The sequence below is a fragment of the Gandjariella thermophila genome (assembly GCF_005405885.1).
In the GTDB taxonomy this organism is placed as follows: Bacteria; Actinomycetota; Actinomycetes; order Mycobacteriales; family Pseudonocardiaceae; genus Gandjariella; species Gandjariella thermophila.
Window position 1 is genome coordinate 253,126 of the sequence record NZ_BJFL01000003.1, and the last position, 17,829, is coordinate 270,954.

Annotated in this window: 14 protein-coding genes; all 14 read right to left on the reverse strand. The window is 71.9% G+C overall.

Annotated features, from left to right (window positions below; translation table 11 throughout):
• Positions 1–24 precede the first annotated feature (24 nt).
• Positions 25–1,260, reverse strand: a complete 1,236-nt coding sequence (locus FFT21_RS05100; protein ID WP_137812571.1) for a sunset domain-containing protein — start codon at positions 1,258–1,260, stop codon at positions 25–27.
• Between the two features lie 286 nt (positions 1,261–1,546).
• Positions 1,547–2,569: a polyprenyl synthetase family protein gene (locus tag FFT21_RS05105; RefSeq protein WP_137812572.1), complete on the reverse strand. Its 1,023-nt coding sequence runs from the start codon at positions 2,567–2,569 to the stop codon at positions 1,547–1,549.
• 22 nt (positions 2,570–2,591) lie between these two features.
• The gene (gene nuoN, locus FFT21_RS05110) at positions 2,592–4,178 is read right to left on the reverse strand and encodes an NADH-quinone oxidoreductase subunit NuoN (RefSeq protein ID WP_137812573.1); all 1,587 of its coding nucleotides are present in this window, start codon (positions 4,176–4,178) and stop codon (positions 2,592–2,594) included.
• 9 nt (positions 4,179–4,187) lie between these two features.
• A complete protein-coding gene (locus FFT21_RS05115; RefSeq protein WP_137812574.1) occupies positions 4,188–5,798 on the reverse strand; it encodes an NADH-quinone oxidoreductase subunit M in 1,611 nt (536 codons plus the stop codon).
• A 5-nt stretch (positions 5,799–5,803) separates the two neighbouring features.
• Complete coding sequence (gene nuoL, locus FFT21_RS05120; RefSeq protein WP_192909401.1) at positions 5,804–7,759, reverse strand: NADH-quinone oxidoreductase subunit L; 1,956 nt, start codon at positions 7,757–7,759, stop codon at positions 5,804–5,806.
• A 23-nt stretch (positions 7,760–7,782) separates the two neighbouring features.
• Entirely contained in the window at positions 7,783–8,082 is a 300-nt protein-coding gene (gene nuoK, locus FFT21_RS05125) for an NADH-quinone oxidoreductase subunit NuoK (RefSeq protein ID WP_137812575.1), read from the reverse strand.
• A 136-nt stretch (positions 8,083–8,218) separates the two neighbouring features.
• Positions 8,219–9,145, reverse strand: a complete 927-nt coding sequence (locus tag FFT21_RS05130) for an NADH-quinone oxidoreductase subunit J (protein ID WP_137812576.1) — start codon at positions 9,143–9,145, stop codon at positions 8,219–8,221.
• A gap of 37 nt (positions 9,146–9,182) precedes the next feature.
• Positions 9,183–9,749, reverse strand: coding sequence for an NADH-quinone oxidoreductase subunit NuoI (gene nuoI, locus FFT21_RS05135; protein WP_137812577.1), 567 nt, complete (start codon positions 9,747–9,749; stop codon positions 9,183–9,185).
• On the reverse strand, positions 9,736–11,070 hold the full coding sequence (gene nuoH, locus FFT21_RS05140) for an NADH-quinone oxidoreductase subunit NuoH (RefSeq protein ID WP_137812578.1): 1,335 nt from the start codon (positions 11,068–11,070) through the stop codon (positions 9,736–9,738). Before nuoH ends, nuoI begins: the two co-directional genes overlap by 14 nt.
• Positions 11,067–13,547, reverse strand: a complete 2,481-nt coding sequence (locus tag FFT21_RS05145) for an NADH-quinone oxidoreductase subunit G (protein ID WP_137812579.1) — start codon at positions 13,545–13,547, stop codon at positions 11,067–11,069. Before FFT21_RS05145 ends, nuoH begins: the two co-directional genes overlap by 4 nt.
• Positions 13,544–14,827, reverse strand: coding sequence for an NADH-quinone oxidoreductase subunit NuoF (gene nuoF, locus FFT21_RS05150; protein WP_137812706.1), 1,284 nt, complete (start codon positions 14,825–14,827; stop codon positions 13,544–13,546). The genes FFT21_RS05145 and nuoF overlap by 4 nt, the downstream gene beginning before the upstream one ends.
• Before the next feature lie 32 nt (positions 14,828–14,859).
• On the reverse strand, positions 14,860–15,717 hold the full coding sequence (gene nuoE, locus FFT21_RS05155; RefSeq protein WP_137812580.1) for an NADH-quinone oxidoreductase subunit NuoE: 858 nt from the start codon (positions 15,715–15,717) through the stop codon (positions 14,860–14,862).
• Positions 15,714–17,039, reverse strand: a complete 1,326-nt coding sequence (locus tag FFT21_RS05160; protein WP_137812581.1) for an NADH-quinone oxidoreductase subunit D — start codon at positions 17,037–17,039, stop codon at positions 15,714–15,716. The genes nuoE and FFT21_RS05160 overlap by 4 nt, the downstream gene beginning before the upstream one ends.
• On the reverse strand, positions 17,036–17,827 hold the full coding sequence (locus FFT21_RS05165) for an NADH-quinone oxidoreductase subunit C (protein WP_137812582.1): 792 nt from the start codon (positions 17,825–17,827) through the stop codon (positions 17,036–17,038). Before FFT21_RS05165 ends, FFT21_RS05160 begins: the two co-directional genes overlap by 4 nt.
• Between the last annotated feature and the right edge of the window lie 2 nt (positions 17,828–17,829).

The window sequence follows — 17,829 nt, forward strand, 5'->3', positions numbered from 1 at the left end:
GCTGAATGCGTCTGTGCGGGCGTCTTATGCCGGCGGGGTGACGGCGACGAAGCCGGCGCGCTGGGCGTCGGTGGCGGTGCGGAACCAGACCTGCGCCCGGGTGCGCTCGAAGTCCGGTGAGTCGGCGGTCAGGTAGCGGCGTCCGGCCAGGAACGCCTTCACCCGGAACTCCGGCGACGGCGGCGAGCCGTCCGGTTGCGGCAGCGCCGAACCCGGTCCGAACGGTGCCCGCCCGGCCGGTGGCGATGATCCCTCGGCGGTCTGGCTCGGGCCGGGCGCCGGGCGGGCCCGGCGGCGCGCCTGCTCCGGATCGACCACCGGCTCGAACAGCGAGCGAGGCCGCTCCGCCTCCGCGGACGGCGGTTCGGCGGCGCCGGCCGGCGGGCGGGAGGTGGGCGCTTCCTCGTCCTCGGCGACGTCCTCGACGTCGTCGTGCTCGGCGTTGGACTCCGGCCAGCCGTGGCCGTCGGTCACCTCGGGCGGGGCGAGGACCTGGTCGCCCGGGTCGAACGCGCCGCTGATCCGGGACGGGGGTGCCTCCATCTCGGTGGTCCGGGGCGGGCGCCCGGCGGCGGCCACGTTCGGCTCCGGCGGGGCGGTGGGCCGCTGGGTGCGCCGATCCGGCTCGGCGGTCCGCACCGGCACACCGGTCGGCGCGCCGGGCGTGTCCTCCACCGGCAGTTCGGGTTCCTCGTCCGCACCGGCGCCCGGCCGGCCCAACTGGGCGGTGGTCTCGGTCGGGCGCGTGTCGTGCGGCGGCAGCACCCCGCCGAACACCCGCGGCGGCTGGTCCGGCTCGGGCGCCGGCCGGCCGGGCCGCTGCGCCGGGGCGCCGGCGGCGGGCGGCGGCACCCGCGTCGGCGGTGCCTGTCCGGGCAGTGCCTGCGTGGATGCGGCCTGCGCCGGGTGCCCCGCGGCAGCCGGTGGCTGGCCCGGCCCGGGGAACCCGGCCGCCGGTGCCCGGCCGGCGGCCGCCCGGCCGGCGGCCGCCCGGGTGGCCGGGCCGCTCGACGCGGCGGGCTGACCGCCCGCGTCCCACCGTGTCGGCTGCTCACCGCGCGGCCCGGGCACGCCGGGTGGCGGCACGGCCGGCGCCGGGGCACCACCCCGCGCCGCGGCGGACGAGCGGGCCTCCTCGAGTTGCCACTCCAGGTCCTGGACCTGCCTGCGCAGCGGCCGGGCCAGCCAGAGCCAGCTGAGCACGGCCCCGATGGCGAAGGCCAGCACGCTCCACAGCCAGACCTGCCCGAAAACCGCCATTACCGGACGTCCCTCCTCGAGTGCTCGTCCCGGGGCGCACCGCGATCGCACCGCCGGGCTTCGGCGTGCGCCGCCGGCCGGAACGCCCCGGCAGGTCGGGCCGGCGCCGGATACCGGCCGAAGTGTCCCGGCCTGCCCAGTTTCACCCCGCACGGCGCGAGGCGCACCAGGTCGGAAGGCCCGGGCCGGCCCCGGTCGGCCGGCCCGGTGGCGACGTACCGCGACCCCGGCCGGGCCAGGCCCGACCGGCGCGCGATCCGCCCGCTCCGGCCAACGAGGATGCCGTTCAGCGGGTGCGGTCCACCACGTAGTCGGTCAGCGACTCCAGCGCCTCCCGCGCCGGGCAGGACGGCAGCCTGGCGAGCTCGGCCCGCGCCCGGTCGGCGTACTCGCCCAGCGCCTGCCGGGCCCTGCGCATCCCGCTCGACTCGCGCAGCCTCCCCAGCGCCTCGGCGACCAGGGCGTCGTCGGTCAGCGGCCCACCGAGCAGTTCCCGCAGCCGGTTCTCCGCCGGGGCATCGCCGGCCAGCACGTACAGCATCGGCAGGGTGCGCACGCCCTCGCGGAGGTCGGTGCCCGGCGTCTTGCCGGACTCCGTCGCCGGCGAGGCGATGTCGATCACGTCGTCGGAGATCTGGAACGCGGTGCCGATCAGCTCGCCGAACGCGCGCAGCGCGGTCACGTGCTCGGCCGCCGCCCGGGAGTACATCCCGCCGAAGCGCCCGGCGGTGGCGATCAGCGAGCCGGTCTTCTCGGCGACCACGGTGAGGTAGTGCTCCACCGGGTCGTCGCCCTCCTCGGGGCCGATGGTCTCCCGCATCTGCCCGGTGACCAGTTCGGTGAAGGTCTCGGCGATGATCCGGGTGGCGTCCGTGCCCAGGTCGGCGACCAGCCGGGAGGCGTGGGAGAACAGGAAATCGCCGGTGAGGATGGCGATGGTGTTGTCCCAGCGGGCGTTGGCGCTGGCCGCCCCGCGCCGCATGGTCGCCTCGTCCATCACGTCGTCGTGGTAGAGCGTGGCGAGATGCACCAGTTCCACCGCGGCCGCGGACCGGACCACGTCGTCCCCGATGCCGTCCCCGAACTGGGCGGCGAGCAGGGTGAACAGCGGGCGGAACCGCTTGCCCCCGGCCTGGACCAGGTGCAGCGAGGTCTCGGTGAGGAAGCGCAGGCTGCTGCGCACCACACTGCGCAGCAGTTCCTCCACCCGGACCAAACCGTCCTGCACGGCCTCGGCCAGCTGTGGGTCGGCGAGTTCCAGGCTGGGGCCCGGATGTGTGCTGGTATGTGTTGGTTCGTTCGTCGTCACGTTCTCTCCGGCTCGCGGCTGGTCAGAGCGCGAAGCCGCCCGATCCCGCCCAGTCGAGCGCGAACGCGGGCCACACGCCCAGCAGGAGCGTAACGAGAACGCCGAGGGTGATCGCTGCGGCGGTGAACACACCGGGGACGGTGACCGTCGGACCGTCCGCGGCCGGCTCGCTGAAGTACATCAGCACGATCACCCGGAGATAGAAGAACGCCGCCACGGCGCTCATCACCAGCGCGATCACCACCAGGGGCGCCATCCCGTCCGCCAGCGCGGCCGAGAACACCACGAACTTGCCGACGAATCCGCTGGTCAGCGGGATGCCGGCGAGGGAGAGCAGGAGGAAGGTGAACACCCCAGCGAGCAGCGGGGAACGCTTGGCCAGGCCCGCCCACTGGGACAGGTGGGTGGCCTCCCCCTCGCCGGTGCGCACCAGCCCGACCACGGCGAACGCGGCCAGTGTGGTGAACCCGTAGGCGAGCAGGTAGAACATCGTGCCGGACAGCCCCTGCTCGGTCAGCGCGATCGCGCCGATCAGCAGGAACCCGGCGTGCGCCACCGACGAGTAGGCGATCATCCGCTTGACGTCGCGCTGGGTGAGGCCAAGCACCGCGCCGATCACCATGGAGATGATCGCCACGGCCCACAGCACGCCGCGCCACTCCCAACTCGTCGCCTTGAACGCGACGGTCAGCACGCGGAGCAGGCCGCCGAACGCGGCCACCTTGGTGCAGGCCGCCATGAACGCGGTGACCGGGGTCGGCGCGCCCTGGTAGACGTCCGGGGTCCAGGTGTGGAACGGCCCGACGGAACCCTTGAACAGCAGGCCGACGGCGAGCAGCCCCAGGCCGGCGAACAGCAGCGTGTCCGACCGGTTGGTGCCGCCCGCGGCGGCGGCGATGTCGGCCAGCTTGACCGAGCCCGCGTACCCGTACAGCAGCGCCAGCCCGTAGAGGAAGAAAGCCGAGGCGAACGCGCCGAGCAGGAAGTACTTGACCGCCGACTCCTGGGAGAGCAACCGGCGCCGCCGGGCCAGCCCGCACAGCAGGTACAGCGGCAGGCTGAGCACCTCCAGCGCGACGAACATGGTCAGCAGGTCGTTGGCGGCGCAGAAGACCATCATCCCGCCGAGGGCGAACAGCGCGAGCGGGAACACCTCGGTGTGCATGTTCGCGCCAGCCGCCTGGGCGCGGTCCTGTTGGGTGCCGGGCCGGATCGCGGCCTGGGCGACGAAGTAGCCGCCGGGCTCCACCGAGCGGTCCGCGATGAGCAGCACCGCGCCCAGGCCGAGCACCAGCAGGGTGCCCCAGAGGAACAGCGCCGGGCGGTCGATGGAGAGCGTGCCGGCGAAGGTCTTCACGCCCTGCGCGGGCGCGTCACCGAGGTAGGCGTAGAGCGCGACGCCGGCCGCGAGCAGCGCGGCCACGGTCAGCGCGACCTGCCACAGCCACCGCCGCGGCCGGGGCAGGAACGCCTCGAACAGCACGCCGACGCAGGCAGCGCCGAGCACCACCAGCACCGGCAGCACCGCGCGGTAGTCCATCTGCGGCACCTGGGCCAGGCCGGCCGCGAGGACGGACACCGCCGGGTCAGCCGCGGTTGGAAGCACCATCGTCGACACTCACTTGCCTCCCTGCGAGGTGACCGGGTCGGAGAAGCCAGCCTCGGTCATCGTCGCCCCGACCGACGGGGTGATCACGTCCAGCAGCGGCTTCGGGAAGAACCCGAGCCCGATGACCAGCAGCACCAGCGGCGCCAGCACCGCGATCTCGCGGCGGGACAGGTCCCCGACCATCCGGCGGGCGGAGCGGGTACCCGTCTCCGAGTCGGGGTCCACCGCGGCACCCGGCCCGCCGGCCAGGCCCACCAGCGCGTCGCCGCGCGCCGGGCCCTGCATCACCCGCTGGTACAGCCACAGCACGTACATCGCGGCCAGCACCATGCCGATCGTGGCCAGGACGGTGAACACCGGCTCCCGCGGGAACGAGCCCAGCAGCACCAGGAACTCGCTGACGAACGAGTTGGTGCCCGGCAGCGACAGCGTGGACAGGCCGGCCAGCAGCAGCATCCCGGCCAGCAGCGGGGTCAGCTTGGCCATCCCGCCGTAGTCGTCGATGACCGTGGACCCGCCTCGGGCGATCACCATGCCGAGCACCAGCAGCAGCATCCCGGTGGCCACGCTGTGGTTGACCATGTAGGACACCGCGCCGACCTGGGCCTGCGAGCTGAACGCGAAGATGCCCAGCGCGATGAACCCGAAGTGGGCGATGGACACGTACGCGATGAACCGTTTCATGTCCCGCTGCCCGGTGGCCAGCACCGAGCCGTAGAGCACCCCGGCCACCGCGAGCACCAGCAGCAGCGGGGCCAGTTCCCGGCTGGCTGCCGGGAACATCGGCAGGCAGTAGCGCAGGAACCCGAACGTGCCGACCTTGTCCAGCACGCCGACCAGGATCACGCCCACACCGATCGGGGCCTCCGCGGTGGCGTCCGGCAGCCACGTGTGCAGCGGCACCAGCGGCGCCTTGATCGCGAACGCGGCGAAGAACCCGAGGAACAGCCACACCTGCAGCGACGGTGGGGCGTTCCGGGTGATCTGCGCCAGGGTCGCCCAGTCGAAGGTGCCATGCCCGGTCTGCGCCGCCGCGTAGGCGTACGCGCCGATCGCCGAGGCCAGCATGAGCAGCCCGCCGAGGAAGGAGTAGAGGAAGAACTTCACCGCCGCGTACTGCCGCCGGGCGCCGCCGTAGCCCCCGATCAGGAAGTACATCGGGATCAGCATGATCTCGAACAGCACGTAGAACAGGAAGACGTCGGTCGCGGCGAACACGCCGACCATCAACGACTCCTGCACCAGGATCAGCGCCAGGAACCCGCCGGCGCTACGCCCCGCCGGCAGCTTCTCCGCCCAGCCCGCGCCGATGACCACCGGCACCAGCAGGCCGATCACCGCGATCATCACCAGCGCGATGCCGTCCACGCCGAAGGACAGATGCACGCCGACCGTGGCGATCCAGTCCGCCGAACTGACCATCTGCAGCCGCGCCCCGGTCGGCCGGTAGCCGACGCACAGCGCGAGGGTCAGCACGAACTCGACCAGGGACACGCCCAGCGCGGTGAGCTTGGCCACCCGGTCGTTGGACCGCAGGAAGGTCACCGCGAGGCTGCCGGCCAGCGGCAGCAGCAGCACCAGGAGCAGCAGGCCGGCGCCCGCACCCGCCGAGGTGGTCATCCCGTTCATCCGTACCTCACCGCGAGCAGCGCAGCGATCACGAGGATCGAACCTCCCAGCATGCTGAGCGCGTAGGAGCGCACGAAACCGGTCTGCAGCCGGCGCATCCGGCCGGAGCTACCGCCGAGCAGCGCCGCGGTGCCGTTCACCATCCCGTCGACGCCCTTGTTGTCCACGTACACCAGCGCGCGGGCCAGCCACACGCCCGGCCGGGCGACCAGCGCCTCGTTGATCGCGTTGGCGTACAGGTCCTTGCGGGCCGCGGTGACCACCGCGGACACCCGGGCCGGCCGGACCACCGGCACCGGCCGGCGGCCGACCAGCAGCCAGGCCAGTGCCACGCCGACCACCATGAAGACGATGCTGAGCACGCTGACCCCGGCGGCGTTCAGCGGGCCCTGCTCGCTGACCTCCAGCGTGCCCAGCGAGGGGGCCAGCCAGCGGGCCAGCCGCTCGCCGACCGCGAAGAACGCGCCGGCGGCGACCGAGCCGACCGCGAGGATGATCATGGGTACGGTCATCACCGGCCCGGACTCATGCGGGTGGTAGGCGCGGCCGTCCTCGGTGGTGAGGTTCTCCCACCGCTTCTCGCCGAAGAAGGTGAGCAGGAACAGCCGGGTCATGTAGAACGCGGTCAGCCCGACACCGACCAGCGCCAGCCCGCCGAACACCCAGCCGTGCCAGCCGGGCTGGCCGAACGCGGCCTCCACGATCGCGTCCTTGGACCAGTACCCGGACAACCCGGGGAACCCGATGATCGCCAGGTAGGCCAGGCCGAACGTGGCCGTGGTGATCGGCATGTACCGGGCCAGGCCGCCCATCCGGCGCATGTCGACCTCGTCGTGCATGCCGTGCATGACGGATCCGGCGCCGAGGAACAGGCCGGCCTTGAAGAAGCCGTGGGTGAGCAGGTGCATGATGCCCAGCGCGTAACCGAACGGGCCGAGGCCGACGGCCAGGATCATGTAGCCGATCTGGCTGACCGTCGAGTACGCGAGCACCTTCTTGATGTCGTCGTAGGCGCAGCCGATGATGCACCCGATCATCAGAGTGACCACGCCGATGACCATCACCAGTAGCCGGCCGTCCGCGCTGAGGTTGTAGATCGGGTTGGCCCTGGCGATCAGGTACACCCCGGCGGTCACCATGGTCGCCGCGTGGATCAGCGCGGACACCGGGGTGGGGCCCTCCATCGCGTCCGGCAACCACGCCTGCAGCGGGAACTGGCCGGACTTGCCGCATGCGCCGAGCAGCAACAGCAGCGTGATCGCCAGCAGCGCGCCGCTGGGCAGCTCGCCGGCCCGGGCGAAGACCTCCGTGTACTGGGTGGTGCCCAGGTAGCGGAACATCAGGAAGATGGCCAGCGCTAGGCCGACGTCGCCGACCCGGTTCATCAGGAACGCCTTCTTCGCCGCGGTCGCCGCGGACGGACGGTTCTGGTACCAGCCGATCAGCAGGTACGAGGCCAGGCCGACGCCCTCCCAGCCGAGGTAGAGCGTCACGAACCCGTTGCCGAGCACCAGCAGCAGCATGGAGGCGACGAAGAGGTTCAGGTAGCCGAAGAACCGCCGCCGGTCCCGGTCGGTGTCCATGTACCCGATCGAGTAGACGTGGATCAGCGCACCAACGCCCGTGATCAGCAGCACGAAGGTCAGCGAGAGCGGGTCGATCCGCAGCCCGAAGTCGACCTGCAACGCGTTGACCGGCAGCCAGGAGTACAGGTGGAGATCCTGGACGCGGCTCTCCGGCGGTAGGCCGGTGGTGGAGAGGAACAGCGCCAGGCCATAGCAGAACGCGGCGATCACCGTGGCGCAGCCGAGCAGGTGCCCCCATGCGTCCGTGCGCCGGCCGCCGACCAGCAGCACCAGCGCGCCGAGCGAGGGCAGGGCGAGCAGCACCCAGGCGTAGCCGGCGATTCCGGTGGCAGCCGGCACGGAGGCGGTGGCCGCCGAGCTGAGCATGTATCCCGTCACCACTCGAGCCCCTAGTACTTCAGCAGGTTGGAGTCGTCGACCGAGGCCGAGCGACGCGTGCGGAAGATGGACATGATGATCGCCAGGCCGACGACCACCTCGCAGGCGGCGACCACCATCACGAAGAACGCCATCACCTGCCCGTCCAGCGACCCGTTGATCCGGGCGAAGGTGACCAGCGACAGGTTCACCGCGTTGAGCATCAGCTCGACGCACATGAACACCACGATGGCGTTGCGGCGCACCAGCACGCCCACCGCGCCCATGGTGAACAGCAGCGCGGACAGCAGCAGGTAGTACGTGGGCGTCACGACGAACCCTCCTCACTCTCCGCGGCCTTGCGCGCCCCCGCGACCGGGTCGGCGGGACTCCGCCCCGCCACCCCGGTCGCGGGCCTGACGGCCGGGCGCGCGCCGTGATCGCTCCGGGTGCCGCGGCTTGCGCCGGTCATGGAGCCTCCTCGCCGCCGGGCGCCGAGCCGCTGGTTCCCGTGCTGGCCGGGAGGCCGGGACGGGCGGAGCCGTTGCGGTGCCCGGTGCCGTTGGCGCCGCCGAGCGCGTGCGCGTCCGGCGCGGGCACGTTGCCGGAGACCTCGGCGATGTCCTCGGAAAGCCGCTTGGTCGAGGTGGCCTCGATGATCTCGGACAGTGACTCCGGGGCCACCGAGCCGTCCGGCAGCAGCGCGGGCGTGGCCACCGAGTCGGCGGTGGCGAACACGCCGGGGCCGGGCAGCGGGGACGGCCGGGCGTACTCGCCGCGGAACCGGGCGATGACCAGCTCGCGCTGGGTCTTCTTGCCGCCCGGGGCGTGCCGGTCGGTGTAGGCCAGCACCATCGCGCCGATCGCCGCGGTGATCAGTAGCGCCGAGGTCAGCTCGAACGGGAACAGGTAGTCGGTGAAGATCGACTGGCCGAGGTTGGCGACGTTGCCGCCGTTCGCGTTCGGCCCGGCCAGCCCGATCGGGGTGACCAGGGAGAGCGCCCTGGCCAGCGCGCTGACCAGCAGCACGGCGAAGCCGATACCGAGCACCGTGGCGGCCAGCCGCTGCCCGCGCAGCACCTCGACCACCGAGTCCGAGCTGTCCCTGCCGACCAGCATCAGCACGAACAGGAACAGCATCATGATCGCGCCGGTGTACACGATGATCTGCACGAAGCCCAGGAAGGGCGCCTGCTGGATCATGTAGAGCACGCCGAGGCTGAGCATGGTCACCGCGAGCCACAGCGCCGAGTGCACCGCGTTGCGGGCGAACAGCATGCCGAGCCCGCCGAGCACCGCGAGCGGGCCGAGGATCCAGAAAGCCACCGCCTCCCCGGTGGACACGGCCCCGGCCGCGTTCGCCGCGTCGGCCGCGAGTACCAGCCCGGTGGTCACCGCCGTGCCTCCTTCGTTCCGCGGCTCCGCACGCGGGTCATCGCCGCGCCTCCTCGCGCCCGGTCTCCACGGTCTCGCCGGCCGGCACGCCGCGTTCGCGGGCCAGTTCCGGGCCGCGCGCGTAGTAGTCCTGCTCGTCGTCGCCCAGCCGCATCGGGTGCGGCGGCGCCTCCATGCCGGGCAGCAGCGGGGCGAGCAGTTGCTCCTTGGTCCAGATCAGCCGCTGCCGGTCGTCGTCGGCCAGCTCGTACTCGTTGATCATGGTGAGTGAGCGGGTCGGGCACGCCTCCACGCACAGGCCGCACCCGATGCAACGCAGGTAGTTGATCTGGTAGTCCTTGCCGTACCGCTCGCCAGGGGAGTAGCGCTCCTCCTCGGTGTTGTCGCCGCCTTCCACGAAGATGGCGTCCGCCGGGCAGGCCCACGCACACAGCTCGCAGCCAACGCACTTCTCCAGCCCGTCGGGATGCCGGTTGAGCTGATGCCTTCCGTGGTAGCGCGGGGCCGTGGGACGGAAGTCCTCCGGGTACTGCTCGGTCACCACCTTCTTGAACATCGTGGAGAAGGTGACGCCGAAGCCCTTGACGGGATCAAACACTCCCATCGCTGGCCTCCTTGCTGGACGCGGTGGATGCGCTGGAGTCCTCGCCGGCGGTGACCCCGGCCGGTTGCCGCTGCGTGCCAGGCACACCGGTGCGGCGCCGGCGCGGCGGCGTCTGGGGAACCTTGAGGTCGATCGGGGGCACCGGGTAGCCGCCGCCGGTCAGCTCGATGCGGCCATCCTCCGGCTCCGGCCGGGTGGGCAGCAGGAAGGTCACCGCGAGGATCAGCGCGACCACCACGCCGACCGCGATGAGCACCTGCTGCGGGCTGACGTTGGGCGAGTTCTTGAACGCACGGATGCCGACGATCAGCACGATCCACACCAGGCTGATCGGCACCAGCACCTTCCAGCCCAGCCGCATGAACTGGTCGTAGCGATACCGGGGCAGCGTGCCGCGCAGCCAGATGTAGACGAACAGGAAGATCAGCATCTTGACGACGAACCACAGCAGCGGCCACCAACCGGTGTTGAGCACGCCGCCGCCGACCGCGGACAGCGGCCACGGGGCGCGCCACCCGCCGAGGAACATCGTGGTGGCCAGCGCCGAGACGGTCACCATGTTGATGTACTCGGACAGGAAGAACAGCGCGAACTTCAGCGAGCTGTACTCCGTGTGGAAGCCGCCGACCAGTTCGGACTCCGCCTCCGGCAGGTCGAATGGGGCCCGGTTGGTCTCGCCGACCATGGAGATCGTGTACACGGCGAAGCTGGGGAACAGCAGCCAGACGAACCAGCCGGACTGCTGCGCGGTGACGATGTCCGAAGTGGACAGCGAGTGCGAGTACAGCACCACCGCCACGATGGACATGCCCATGGCGATCTCGTAGGAGATCACCTGCGCGGCCGAGCGCAGCGCGCCGAGCAGCGGGTACGGCGATCCGGACGACCAGCCGGACAGCACGATCCCGTACACGCCCAGCGAGGAGCAGGCCAGCACCACCAGCACGCCCACCGGCAGGTCGGCCAGTTGCAGCGCGGTGTGGTGCCCGAAGATGGACACCTCGCCGCCCAGCGGGATCACCGAGAACGCGGTGAACGCCGGGATCGTGGAGATCACCGGGGCCAGGAAGTACACCCACCGGTCGGCCAGGACGGGGCGGATGTCCTCCTTGAACGCCAGCTTCAAGCCGTCGGCCAGGGACTGCAGCAGGCCGAACGGGCCGACCCGGTTCGGGCCGGGGCGGTGCTGCATCCTGGCCACCACCCGGCGCTCCCACCAGATCATGAACAGGGTCATCACCACGAGGAACGCGAAGATCGCGATGACCTTGACGATGGTGAGCCACACCGGGTCGTTGGCCAGCAGCTGCGCGGTGCTCATCGGGCCACCTCCGACTCCGTGGTCGCGCGGCGGAGGGTGACCACCGCGCCGTGACCGGCGCCGAGGCTGCGGCGCACCGTGGACGGCCCCGAGTTGCCCGGCAGCCACACCACGCCGTCCGGCAGGTCGGCGATCGCCACCGGCAGGGTGATGCTGCCGTGGTCGGTGGCCACCGTGACCGGGTCGCCGTCGGCCACGCCGAGCCGGCCCGCGGTGGCCGGGGACAGCCGGGCGAGCACGGCCCGCTGGGTGCCGGCCAGGTGCGGCTCGGGATGCTGCAGCGCGCCGTTGTCCAGCAGGTGCCGCCAGGTGGCCAGCAATGCCTGCCCGGCGCCGGGTTGCGGCGGGGACGGCGCCGGCACCGGCTCCGGCCGGACGTCCCGGCGGGCGCCCCGGCCCAGCCGGGCGTACTCGCCCGCGGCGGCGGCCGGGGTCTGGGTGAACAGGTCGGCGTCCATCTCCACGGCGAGCGCGTCCAGCACCCGGCAGTCGGACACCGCGCCGGTGCCCTCCAGGACGGTGCGGAACCCCCGCCGGCGGCCCTCCCAATTGAGGTAGCTGCCGGCCTTCTCCACCGCCGGGGCGACCGGAAGCACCACGTCGGCGTGCGCGGTGACCGCGCTGTGCCGCAGCTCCAGGCTGACCACGAAGCGGGCCTCGGCCAGCGCCCGCCCGGCCAGCTCCGGGTCGGGCAGGTCGTCCGGGTCGACGCCGCCGAGGACCAGCGCGTCGAGCTGGCCGGCCGCGGCGGCGCGCAGCATGCCGTTGGTGTCCCGCCCGCGCACCGCGGACAGCGTGCCCGGTTCCAGCCCCCAGGCCCGCTCCACCTCGGCGCGGGCGGCGGCGTCGCTCACCGCGCGGCCGCCGGGCAGCAGGGTGGGCGCGGCACCGGCGTCCAGCGCACCACGCTCACCCGCCCGGCGCGGCACCCAGGCCACCCGGGCACCAGTGCGCTCGGCCAGCCGGAGCACCGCGGAGTACAGGCCGGGCACCTCGGCGGCCCGCTCGCCGACCAGGATCACCCCGCCGCCGGCGAGCGCGGCGTCCAGCTCGGCGGCGTGCTCGTCGAGCGCGGCCGGCTCGGCACCCGGGACGCAGGCAAGCAGCGTGCCGACCGTCTTGCGCACCGCCGGGGTGGTCCACTGGCCGAGGTGGAAGACCTTGAGGCCGTTCTTGCGCACCGCCTTGCGCAGCCGGAGGAAGACGATCGGCGACTCCTCCTCCGGTTCGAACGCCACACACAGCACGGCCGGCGCGGACTCCAGGTCGGTGTAGCTGACCCCGCCATCCTCTGGCGACCGGCCGACCACCGCCGCGGCGAGGAAGTCCAGCTCCTCGGCGGAGTGCGGCCGGGCGCGGAAGTCGACGTCGTTGGTGGCCAGCGCGACCCGGGCGAACTTGGCGTAGGCGTAGGCGTCCTCGACGGTGAGCCGGCCGCCGGTGAGCACCCCGGCGCCCTTGCCGGCCCGGGCGGCGGAGAGGCCGTCCGCAGCCAGCCGCAGCGCCTCGGTCCAGGACGCCTCGCGCAGCTCACCGGAGCCCCTGTCGCGCACCAGCGGCCGGCGGATGCGGTCGTCCGCGGTGGCGTAGGTGAACGCGAACCGGCCCTTGTCGCAGTTCCACTCCTCGTTGACCTCGGGGTCCTCGCCGGCCAGCCGGCGCATCACCCGGCCGCGCCGCCAGTCGGTGCGCTGGGCGCAGCCGGAGGCACAGTGCTCGCACACGCCCGGGGTGGACACCAGGTCGAACGGCCGGGAGCGGAACCGGTATGCGGCGCTGGTCAGCGCGCCGACCGGGCAGATCTGGATGGTGTTGCCGGAGAAGTAGCTCTGCTGGGCGTGCTCCGGATGGCCCTCGATCTCCGCGGTGGCCGCGGTGCCGATCTGCTGCTCGGCGCCGCGTTCCAGCAGGTCGAGGAAGTCGTCGCCGGCGATCTGCGAGGAGAACCGGGTGCATCGCTGGCAGAGCACGCAGCGCTCCCGGTCCAGCAGGATCTGGCTGGACACCGCGATCGGCTTGGGGAAGGTCCGCTTGGTCTCGGTGAACCGGGAGTCCGCGCGGCCGTGCTTGAGCGCCTGGTTCTGCAGCGGGCACTCGCCGCCCTTGTCGCAGATCGGGCAGTCCAGCGGGTGGTTGATCAGCAGCATCTCCATCATGCCCTGCTGGGCCTTGTCGGCCACCGGCGACGTGTGCTGCGTGCGGACCACCATGCCGTCGGCCACGGTGAGCGTGCAGGACGCCTGCGGCTTGGGCATCGGCCGGCCGCCCAGTTCCACCTCGACCAGGCACTGCCGGCAGGCGCCGGCCGGGTCGAGCAGCGGGTGGTCGCAGAACCGCGGGATGACGATGCCCATCCGCTCCGCAGTGCGGATCACCAACTCACCCTTGGGCGCGACCACCTCGATGCCGTCGATGGTCAGCTTGACGTGACCCTCCGGCACCGCGATCTCGGTGGTTGGCTCGGTGGTTGCCGTCATCCTTGCGCTCCTGCCAGTGCGGGTGCCGGGACGCCGCCCGAGTTCTTCTCGCACAGTTCGAGGAACTCGTGCCGGAAGTACTTGATGGCGCTGGTGATCGGGCTGGTCGCGCCGTCACCGAGGGCGCAGAACGAGCGGCCGAGGATGTTGTCGCAGACGTCCAGCATGGTCTCGACGTCCTCCGGGGTGCCCTCGCCGCGCAGCATCCGGTGCAGGATCTGCTCCAGCCAGTAGGTGCCCTCCCGGCACGGCGTGCACTTGCCGCACGATTCGTGCTTGTAGAACTCGGTCCACTTCATCACCGCCCACGGCACGGACACCGTCTCGTTGAAGATCATCAAGGCGGTGGTGCCGAGCATCGAGCCCTCGGCGGCGGCGCCCTCGAAGTCCAGCGGCACGTCCAGGTGGTCGGCGGTGAACAGCGGGGTGGACGAGCCGCCCGGCGTCCAGAACTTCAGCGGGATGCCGTCCTTCATGCCGCCGGCCATGTCCAGCAGCTCGCGCAGGGTGATGCCGAGCGGCGCCTCGTACTGGCCGGGCTTCTCCACGTGCCCGGACAGCGAGTAGATCTTCGGGCCGGGCGACTTCTCGGTGCCCATCGAGCGGAACCAGTCCGATCCGCCGTTGACGATGTAGGGCACGGTGGCGATGGTCTCGACGTTGTTGACCACGGTTGGCGCCGCGTACAGCCCGGCGGTGGCCGGGAACGGCGGCTTGAGTCGCGGCTGTCCGCGCCGGCCCTCCAGCGAGTCCAGCAGCGCGGTCTCCTCGCCACAGATGTAGGCGCCCGCCCCGGCGTGTACCACGACCTCCAGGTCGAAGCCCGAGCCGAGGATGTTGCGGCCCAGGTAGCCGGCCCGGTACGCCTCCCGCACCGCCGCGTGCAGCCGGCGGATGCAGTGGATCACCTCGCCGCGCACGTAGATCGCGGCGTAGTTGGCCCGGATCGCGTACGCGGTGATGACGATGCCCTCGATCAGCGAGTGCGGGTCGGCCATCATCAGCGGCACGTCCTTGCAGGTGCCCGGCTCGCCCTCGTCCGCATTGATCACCAGGTAGTGCGGCTTGCTGTCGTTCTGCGGGATGAAGCCCCACTTCATGCCGGCTGGGAAGCCGGCGCCGCCGCGGCCGCGCAGCCCGGAGTCCTTGATGAGCTGGATGAGCTGGTCCGGGTGGGCGGCGAGCGCCTTGCGCAGCGCGGTGTAACCCTCCAGCTGCTCGTAGGTGGCCAGCGTCCAGGAGTTCGGCGACAACCAGCGCTTGGTCAGCACCGGGGTCAGGTGCCGCTGCTCGGTCACATTCGCCCCCTCACTCACTTCTTCTCCGGCACCGGTGGTAGCGGCGCGTCGTCCGGCATGGCCGGGGCGGTCCAGCCGCGCTCCGCGGCGAGCTGGGCGCCGCGCAGCGTCTCCTCGGCCGCGGAGGGGCCGGCCACGTCCGCATCGCGGCCCTCGAAGAACCCGGCGAGCTGCAGCTCCGCGGTCCTGAAGTTGGTCAGCGGGGCACCCCGGGTCGGGTTGGGCCGCTCGCCGCGGCGCAGCGCCCGGACCAGTTCCACCGCGGAATCCGGCGTCTGCCTGTCGAAGAACTCGTAGTTCACCTGGAGAACCGGGGCGAGGTCGCAGGCAGCCAGGCACTCGGCGTGCTCCAGGGTCACCGACCCGGGACTGCCGGCCTCGCCGGCGGTCTCCTCGTGGCCGACGCCGAGTTCCTCCTTCAGTGCCGCGTAGATGTCGTCCCCGCCGAGCGCCGCGCACAGCGTGTTGGTGCACACGCTGACCAGGTGCTCGCCACACGGCCGGCGCTTGTACATGGTGTAGAAGGTGACCACCGCGCTGACCTCGGCGATGCCCAGGTCGAGCTGCTCGGCGCAGAACTGGATGCCGGCCTGGCTGACGTGGCCCTCCACCGACTGCACCAGGTGCAGCAGCGGCAGCAGCGCGGACCGCGACTGCGGGTACCGGGCGATGATCTCCTTCGCCTTCGCCCGCACGTCCTCGCCGAACACCTGCCCGGAGGACCCGTTGGACCGCGGGGTCCCGAGGTCCGCCCTGGCCGCCGCGTCGGCGGGAAAGCGTGCCTCGTCGGTGCCCTTCGCCGCCTCGGCGGGAAAACGTGCCTCGTCGGTGCCCTTCGCCGCCTCGGCGGGAAAACGTGCCTCGTCGGTCATCGGTCACACCCCCCCATCACCGGGTCGATGGAGGCGACCGCGGCGATCACGTCGGCCACCATGCCTCCCTCGCACATCGCGGGCAGCGCCTGCAGGTTCACGAAACTGGGGTCGCGCAGGTGCACCCGCAGCGGCCGGGTGCCGCCGTCGGAGACCAGGTGCGCGCCCAGCTCGCCGCGCGGCGCCTCGACCGGCACGTACGCCTGCCCCGGCGGCACGTCGAAGCCCTCGGTGACCAGCTTGAAGTGATGGATGAGGGACTCCATCGACTGGCTCATGATCTTGCGGACGTGCTCCAGCGAGTTGCCCAGCCCGTCCGGGCCGATGGTCAGCTTGGCCGGCCAGGCGATCTTGGGGTTGTCCACCATGACCGGCCCCGGCTCCAGCTTGTCCAGCGTCTGCCGGATGATCTTCAACGACTGGTGGATCTCCTCCAGCCGGATCAGGTACCGGGCGTAGCAGTCCGCCGCGGTTTCGGTCGGCACCTCGAAGTCGTACTCCTCGTAGCCGAGGTATGGCTCGACCTTGCGCAGGTCCCAGGCCAGCCCGGCGGAACGCAGGATGGGGCCGGTGACGCCGAGCGCGAGGCAGGCGTCCAGCGGCAGGTAGCCGACGTTCTGCAGGCGCTTCTTCCAGATCGGCTGGCCGGTGAGCAGCTTGTCGTAGTCCGGCAGCCGCCTGTCCATCACCGTGATGAACTCGCGGATCTTCTGGTCGTAGTCCTCGGGCAGGTCCTGGGCGATCCCGCCGGGCCGGATGAAGGCGTGGTTCATCCGCAGGCCGGTCAGGTACTCAAGCAGGTGCAGGACCTCCTCGCGCTCCCGGAACCCGGCGGTCATCCCGGTCAGCGCGCCCAGTTCCATGCCGCCGGTGGCCAGCGCGACCAGGTGCGAGCCGATCCGGTTGATCTCCATCAGCATGACCCGGATGACCTCGGCGCGCCGCGGCGGCGTGATGCCGAGCAGCTTCTCCACGGCCATGCAGTAGGCGGTCTCGTTGAAGAGGGGCGAGAGGTAGTCCGCCCGGGTGACGAAGGTGACGCCCTGGGTCCAGGTGCGGTACTCGCAGTTCTTCTCGATCCCGGTGTGCAGGTACCCGATCACGGAGCGGGCCTGGGTGACGGTCTCACCCTCCAGTTCCAGCACGATCCGGAGCACGCCGTGCGTGGACGGGTGCTGCGGACCGAGGTTCATCACGATCCGCTCGTCGTGCCTGGCGTCCTCGAGAACCTCGTCCCAGTCGCCGCCGGTGAGCGTGTAGACCCGGCCCTCGGTGGTCTCCCGGGCGCTGGCGTACGGGTCGGTGTCGTAGTCGGTGCTCACGAGTACGCCCTCCGCTCGTCGGGCGGCGGGATCTCGGCGCCCTTGTACTCCACCGGAATCCCGCCCAGCGGGTAGTCCTTGCGCTGCGGGTGGCCGTCCCAGTCGTCCGGCATGAGGATCCGGGTCAGCGCGGGGTGACCGTCGTAGACGATGCCGAACATGTCGTAGGCCTCGCGCTCGTGCCAGTCGGCCGTCGGGTAGACGTCGACGATGCTCGGCACGTGCGGGGAGTCGACGTCCACCGCGCACTCCAGCCGCAGCCGGCGCCGGTACGTCATCGATGTCAGGTGGTAGACGGAGTGCAACCGCTGCGGCACCTCGGGACCGTAGTCCACCCCGGAGACCGAGCTGCACAGCTCGAAGCGCAGCGCCGGGTCGTCCCGGAGGATGCGGCAGATCTGCGGGAGGAACCCGGGCTCGACGTAGAAGGTCAGCTCGCCGCGGTCCACGGTGACCTGCTGGATCGCCTCGGCCGGCAGGCCGGCGTCCGGCATCGCGGCCAGCAGCGCGTCGGCCACCTCGTCGAACCAGCCGCCGTAGGGCCGCTCGGCCGGCGGCGGCGAGTAGGCGGGCAGCCGCAGGCCGCCGTAGCCGGAGGTGTCGCCGCTGCCGCGGACGCCGAACATGCCCTTCCGCGCCCGGCCGGCGACCAGCGGCGTCTTGTGCTCGGCCGGCTCGGCCCCGTTGCGCCGCGGCTCCAGGCCCTTCTTCCCGCGCTCCGCGCTGGAGTGCTCCTCGCCCGGGGCTGGCGTGGTGGCCTTCTCCGGCTGGTCACTACCGCTTGCCATGG

Excerpts from the sequence above, each read along its gene's own strand:
- FFT21_RS05115 (WP_137812574.1), bottom strand. The coding sequence starts at position 5,798 with ATGACCACCTCGGCGGGTGCGGGCGCCGGCCTGCTGCTCCTGGTGCTG.
- nuoE (WP_137812580.1), bottom strand. The coding sequence starts at position 15,717 with ATGACCGACGAGGCACGTTTTCCCGCCGAGGCGGCGAAGGGCACCGAC.
- nuoL (WP_192909401.1), bottom strand. The coding sequence starts at position 7,759 with ATGCTCAGCTCGGCGGCCACCGCCTCCGTGCCGGCTGCCACCGGAATC.
- nuoN (WP_137812573.1), bottom strand. The coding sequence starts at position 4,178 with ATGGTGCTTCCAACCGCGGCTGACCCGGCGGTGTCCGTCCTCGCGGCC.
- FFT21_RS05165 (WP_137812582.1), bottom strand. The coding sequence starts at position 17,827 with ATGGCAAGCGGTAGTGACCAGCCGGAGAAGGCCACCACGCCAGCCCCG.
- FFT21_RS05100 (WP_137812571.1), bottom strand. The coding sequence starts at position 1,260 with ATGGCGGTTTTCGGGCAGGTCTGGCTGTGGAGCGTGCTGGCCTTCGCC.
- nuoH (WP_137812578.1), bottom strand. The coding sequence starts at position 11,070 with ATGAGCACCGCGCAGCTGCTGGCCAACGACCCGGTGTGGCTCACCATC.
- FFT21_RS05145 (WP_137812579.1), bottom strand. The coding sequence starts at position 13,547 with ATGACGGCAACCACCGAGCCAACCACCGAGATCGCGGTGCCGGAGGGT.
- nuoI (WP_137812577.1), bottom strand. The coding sequence starts at position 9,749 with ATGGGAGTGTTTGATCCCGTCAAGGGCTTCGGCGTCACCTTCTCCACG.